This is a genomic window from Nocardioides sp. P5_C9_2, assembly GCF_054049555.1.
In genome coordinates this window covers 1-5191 of the sequence record NZ_JBFUMD010000277.1, presented here as the reverse complement: position 1 = coordinate 5191, position 5191 = coordinate 1, and the positions used below count along the sequence as shown (strand labels likewise).

4 protein-coding genes are annotated in these 5191 nt (G+C 69.0%); 3 read left to right on the top strand and 1 reads right to left on the bottom strand.

What is annotated here, in order from left to right:
• Both ACXJKL_RS13830 and ACXJKL_RS13825 read left to right on the top strand, forming a co-directional pair.
• Nucleotides 1-984 (top strand): alpha/beta fold hydrolase (locus ACXJKL_RS13830; RefSeq protein WP_457207621.1); only part of this gene is annotated, 984 nt, incomplete at its 5' end.
• A 117-nt stretch (nt 985-1101) separates the two neighbouring features.
• Complete coding sequence (locus ACXJKL_RS13825; RefSeq protein WP_457207620.1) at nt 1102-2499, top strand: MFS transporter; 1398 nt, start codon at nt 1102-1104, stop codon at nt 2497-2499.
• A 685-nt stretch (nt 2500-3184) separates the two neighbouring features.
• Here ACXJKL_RS13825 and ACXJKL_RS13820 read toward each other — a convergent pair.
• Nucleotides 3185-3880, bottom strand: coding sequence for a hypothetical protein (locus ACXJKL_RS13820; RefSeq protein WP_457207619.1), 696 nt, complete (start codon nt 3878-3880; stop codon nt 3185-3187).
• A gap of 85 nt (nt 3881-3965) precedes the next feature.
• On the opposite strand from ACXJKL_RS13820, the gene ACXJKL_RS13815 reads away from it, so the two are divergent.
• Nucleotides 3966-5003 carry a DUF480 domain-containing protein gene (locus tag ACXJKL_RS13815; RefSeq protein ID WP_457207618.1) on the top strand — a complete coding sequence of 346 codons (1038 nt, stop codon included), beginning with the start codon at nt 3966-3968 and terminating at the stop codon, nt 5001-5003.
• Nucleotides 5004-5191: the final 188 nt, after the last annotated feature.

The window sequence follows — 5191 nt, the reverse complement described above, 5'->3', positions numbered from 1 at the left end:
CCCATGTCCCCCCAGACAGACACCACACCCGATACCGCGCCGACCCGCGAGTCCCACGCGGTCCCAGCCAGCGACGCGGCCGACAACCCAGCCGTTTCTCTCGCTGGCGACGACCGCGGGCCCATCACCATCGAGTACGAGACCTTCGGCGACCCCGGGAACCCGGCCGTGCTGCTCGTGATGGGCTTCGGGACTCAGATGCTCGGCTGGGACGTCGCCTTGTGCCGCGTGCTGGCCGCGCGCGGCCGCTACGTCATCCGGTACGACAACCGCGACTGCGGCCTCTCCACCAAGCTGAACGAGCACCCGGTCCATCTTGGCGACTTCATCGCAGCCGTGACCTCCGGCGACTTCGAGCGCGCTGTCGCGATGGCGCCGTACTCGCTGCGGGACATGGCTGCCGATGGCATCAGCGTGCTCAACCAGCTCGGCATCGCCCGCGCCCACGTGGTGGGGTCGTCGATGGGCGGCATGATCGCGCAGAAGATGGCGATCGAGTTCCCCGACCGCGTGCTGTCGTTGACGTCGATGATGTCCTCGACCGGTGAGCCGGAGTACGGCCAGCCGACGCCGGAGGCGCAGCAGGTGCTGTTCGCCTCACGGCCTGCCGACCGGGACGGGTACGTGGCCGCGGCAGAGCGCGAGCTGGTGTGGGCCTCGCGTCGCTACGGCGACGCGGCACAGCTGCGGATGCTCGCTGCGACCAGCTACGACCGTGCGTACTACCCGGCCGGCATTCCGCGCCAGCTCGCGGCGATGTTCCTCGACGGCTCCCGGGCCGAAGCCCTCACGTCCCTGGACGTGCCAACCCTTGTCGTTCACGGCCTCGACGACACCCTCATCGACCCCAGCGGCGGGCGCCGAACCGCCGAACTCGTTCCCGGCGCCCGGCTCCTGCTGGTCGAGGACATGGGCCACGACCGCCCGCCGGCGCTGTGGCCGCGGCTGCTCGACGCCATCACCGAGCACACCGACCTGAAGTGACGCTCCAAGCAGAGCCTTCGCACCCACGCGTCACCTGGAGCAGATGTGACAACAACCCCTGAAACGCCCCCCGGCGCGTACCTCGACCACAACCTCGAGCCGCGGCGCTCCTGGGCGGTGCTCGCCGTCGCCCTCGCCGCCCAGAGCTTGGTCGTGCTGGACATCTCAGTCGTCAACACCGCATTGCCCTCCATCGGTCGCGGGCTCAACTTGTGCAGCGCGGAGCTCCAGTGGCTCGCCACCGCCTACCTGATGATGTCCGGCGGTGGCCTTCTCCTCGGCGGCCGCATCGCCGACCTCCTGCCCCGGCGCACGGTGTTCCTCGTGGGCCTTGCCGTGTTCACCCTCGCCTCCCTCGCCAGCGGCTGCGCCCGCAACGGTGCCGAGCTCATCGGCGCTCGCGCACTCCAAGGCGCCGCTGCCGCCTTGCTGACCCCTTCGGCGCTCTCCTTGGTGATGACGACCTACAGCGGCGACCAGCGCAAGAAGGGCCTCGCCTTGTGGGGGGCGGTCGGCAGCCTCGGCGTCGCGGCGGGAGCCCTGGTCGGCGGCCTCATCACCACCACTGTCGGCTGGGAGTACATCTTCTGGGTCAACGGCCCCATCGGTCTCGTCGGGCTCCTCGTCGGCGTCCGGGTGGTGCCACGCACGCGCACCGTGCGCACCAGCCTGAGGCAGTTCGACGTCCCCGGAGCCGTCACGGCCATCGCGGGCCTCGCCGCCCTCGTCTACGCCCTCGGTGCCAGCGGCACCCACGGCTGGACGTCCGTACAGACCATCGGTGGTCTGGCCGCCTCCGGCGTCCTCATCGCAGCGTTCCCCGGCATCGAGCGCCGCGCCACCGCGCCGCTCTTTCCCCCGCACATCTGGCATGTGAAGACGCTCGTCGTCGGTACCACCGTGATGCTTGGGGTGGCCGGCATCCTCGTTGGCGCCGTGTTCGTGGCCTCCATCTACATCCAGACGGTCCTAGGCTTCTCTGCGCTTCAGGCGGGCGTCGCCTTCCTTCCGTTCGCCCTCGCCATCACCGTCGGCACGCTGGTGGGACGACTCCTGCTCGCGCACGCCTCGCCCAGGGCGATGGCCACCACCGGCCTCGTCATCGCCGCTGGCGCCGCCGCGCTCCTGTGCGTTGCCACAGGCACTGCGATCTATCTGAGTGGAATCCTGCCCGGCCTGATCATCCTCGGGGTGGGCGTCGGCATGGTCTTCGTTGCCGTCTCTGTCACCTCGTTGGCGGGCATTCCGGCGGCCCATGCTGGTCTTGCGTCCGGGTTCTTGACGACCGGGCACGAGATCGGCGGCGCACTGGGCGTGGCCGCCCTCTCCGCTGTCGCCACCGGGGCCGGCAGTCTCACCACCGAGGCCGGGGCAGCGGACGGGTTCTCCCGCGCTTTCCTCGCTGCGAGTGTCATCTCCCTCGGGATGGCGCTGTTCGCCTACCTGCGGATGCCCGCCACCCGTGCTGCCGTCGCCACAGGACCGCACAACCACCGCGATAAGGAGAGGCCATGATGATGACCGGCGTCATGCCGAGCGGTACCAAACGTGTCGTGGATCCGCCGGCAGGCGACGCAGTGGTCGCGAGCGACCGCTTGATCGCCGACGAGCCATCGACACCAGTTGCGAGTCAGGGCGAGCAGGCCGGTCGGCCCTAGCCCGCGGGGTCGGTGCGCCYGCCATGTCCGCCGCTAGCCAAGCGCCGGCGCCGGCGCGTGCACAGATGGGTCGACGTCGGGGTGAGGGGTGACGTCCCTCGAAGGACAGCGGGCTAGTGCGTCCGGACATCGACAGATCCGCGCACTCAACGCGGCAGATCCGGATGTTCCCGACAAGCGGCGAAAGACGCAGCATGCCGTACGACTCTGCCGTTCGCATGAGCGAGGTCGGGTGGCGCGAGTTCCTTGGCGCTGAGCTCGTCGACGATTGGGTAGTTCCTCACTGCGGTCCGATGGCGGTGTTCCGAGTCGGAACCCTTCAAGAGCCGGCGCGTATTGCGGCGGACGTGGCCGAGGTGAACGGCCTGGAATCGCGGACCTTGCTCGCCAGAGGAGTTGCGCGTGCCTGCGACTCGAACGTGGGCCACCTCCACGACGGGGGGCGCGTCGACGACTGCACCGGCATCGGTCGGCGCTGCGGACCCCACGGCAGTGGGGGCGGGCGGCGGCTGGGGCCAATCCGAATGGATTTCGTCGCCGAACTATCTCGGCGCCGGCGCTTTGTGGTCGGTGTCGGACGCCGCCGAGGTGTCTTTGCGGGGACGTCGAGTTCCCAGCAGGGTCGCGTCCGCGAGCAGGAGAACGCCTGCCGTTGTGGTGAGCGTCCCGCGGATTGCCTCCGACCAGGGGCGGGCGTCGTAAGGCCCGATCCCGTACATGGCCGCGGCGACGAACGGCGACGACAGCACCAAGGCAACACCGGCAGCCGCCGTCAATCCGTGAGCGTTGAGGCTGAACCAGATCAGCAGGGGAGCCGGTACGAAGTACCATGCGAACAAGGCAAGGCCGTCACCCACCGGGTGCACCGCGATGCCGGTCAGTCCAGAAATGAGCGTGGCAACGCCGACACTCACCAGCGCGGCCACTCCGATGGCCCAGACAACGCCAACGATGGCCTCCGGGCGTCGTCCATTTAGCGCCCACGGCAACAGCACGTAGGCGAGAGCAAGGACGAGCAGCGAGACGCCGGCCAGTTGTGCTGCCGTACCGATGGGCTCCCACGGAGCTTCGGGTGCGATGAAGTCGTACAGGTGATCTTGACGCAGGTCGCACAGCTCGGAATAGTTGTCACCCCACGCGCACGCGCCGGCCCAGCGTTGCGCTGACGCGGTGCACATCAGCGCCCCGGAGAACCCCAGCAGCAACCCCACCCCGGCTCGCAGAAACCGCAGCACCATCGTCCTCCCCGCTCTGTTCGGCTCCCAGTGTGAGACCCGCACAGACGCGGCGGAAGGCCTGGCGGGTGCCGGTTGTGGAGCGGAGTTGCCGTCGACCACGCCAATCGGGAACGACATGCGCCGACGTGGGCGCCGACGTGCGCCGACAGGCGACGAAAGGACGCTGTTCGATCCGCAATCGTGCCGAGGCAGACCTAAGGTCGTTGACGTGAGAGAACTCCCCGTCCTCGATGCGACTGACCAGCGCATCCTTGGCAGCTTGCTGGAGAAGCAGACGACCGTGCCCGCCACCTATCCCCTCTCTGCGAACGCACTGGTGTCGGCGTGCAACCAGACGAGCAGCCGCGACCCCGTCACCGACCTCGACCAGCAGATCGTCGAGCGGACCGCGAAGTCGCTCAAGGAGCGCGGGCTGCTGAGGATCGTGTGGTCCGACACCGGGCGCCGGACACTGAAGTACCACCAGATCCTCGACGAGCATCTCGCCCTCGAGCCCGATGAGCGGGCGCTGCTCACGGTGCTGCTGCTCCGCGGCGCGCAGGCGCCGGGTGAGCTGCGCACCCGCACCGAGCGGTTGCACAGGTTCGCCGACCGCGGCGAGGTCGAGGAGTGCCTGCGCCGGATGGCGAGCCGCCCCCAACCGCTGGTGCGCGAACTCGAGCGCCGGTCGGGCAAGCAGGATCCGCGCTGGATCCACCTCCTGGGAGCCGCGYCCGAGCAGACCTCAGGCGAAACCGGCCCAGCTGGGAGTGCCGACACCTCGCGCATCCGCGTCACGCAGATCATCGCCGACCTCCACGTACCCGACCTCCCCGCCTCCAGGAGCTTCTACACCGACTACCTCGGGTTAGCCGAAGAGGAGTTCAGCCTGGGCTGGGTAGCCCGCCACACCTCGCCGGTATCCAGGGCGACGCTCCAGGTGATGACCAGCGATGCCACCGCGCCCGTGGATCCCGTGGTCACGGTCATGGTCGACGACGTCGACGCCGCCTACCGCCAAGCACAGGAGCGCGGGTACGAGATCGTGCATCCCCTGACAACCGAGACGTGGGGCGTGACTCGCTTCTTCGTCCGCGCTCCCGATGGCAACGTGCTCAACGTCGTTCAGCAGCACGCAAGCTGAGGGGTCTTGGTCATCCGCGGCTACTAGACGATTCCCGTAGGGCCGGTGTCTGGCCAGACTCGGTCCAGGTGATCGGCGGGCAGCTCTCCACGCGGCTGCCCACCGGCTGTTCTGGTGTGGCTCACTTTCGGTCTGCGGCCCGCCGGTCACCGTGACGAGGCGTGGCTCAAGAAGGGACTGCCCTGCTC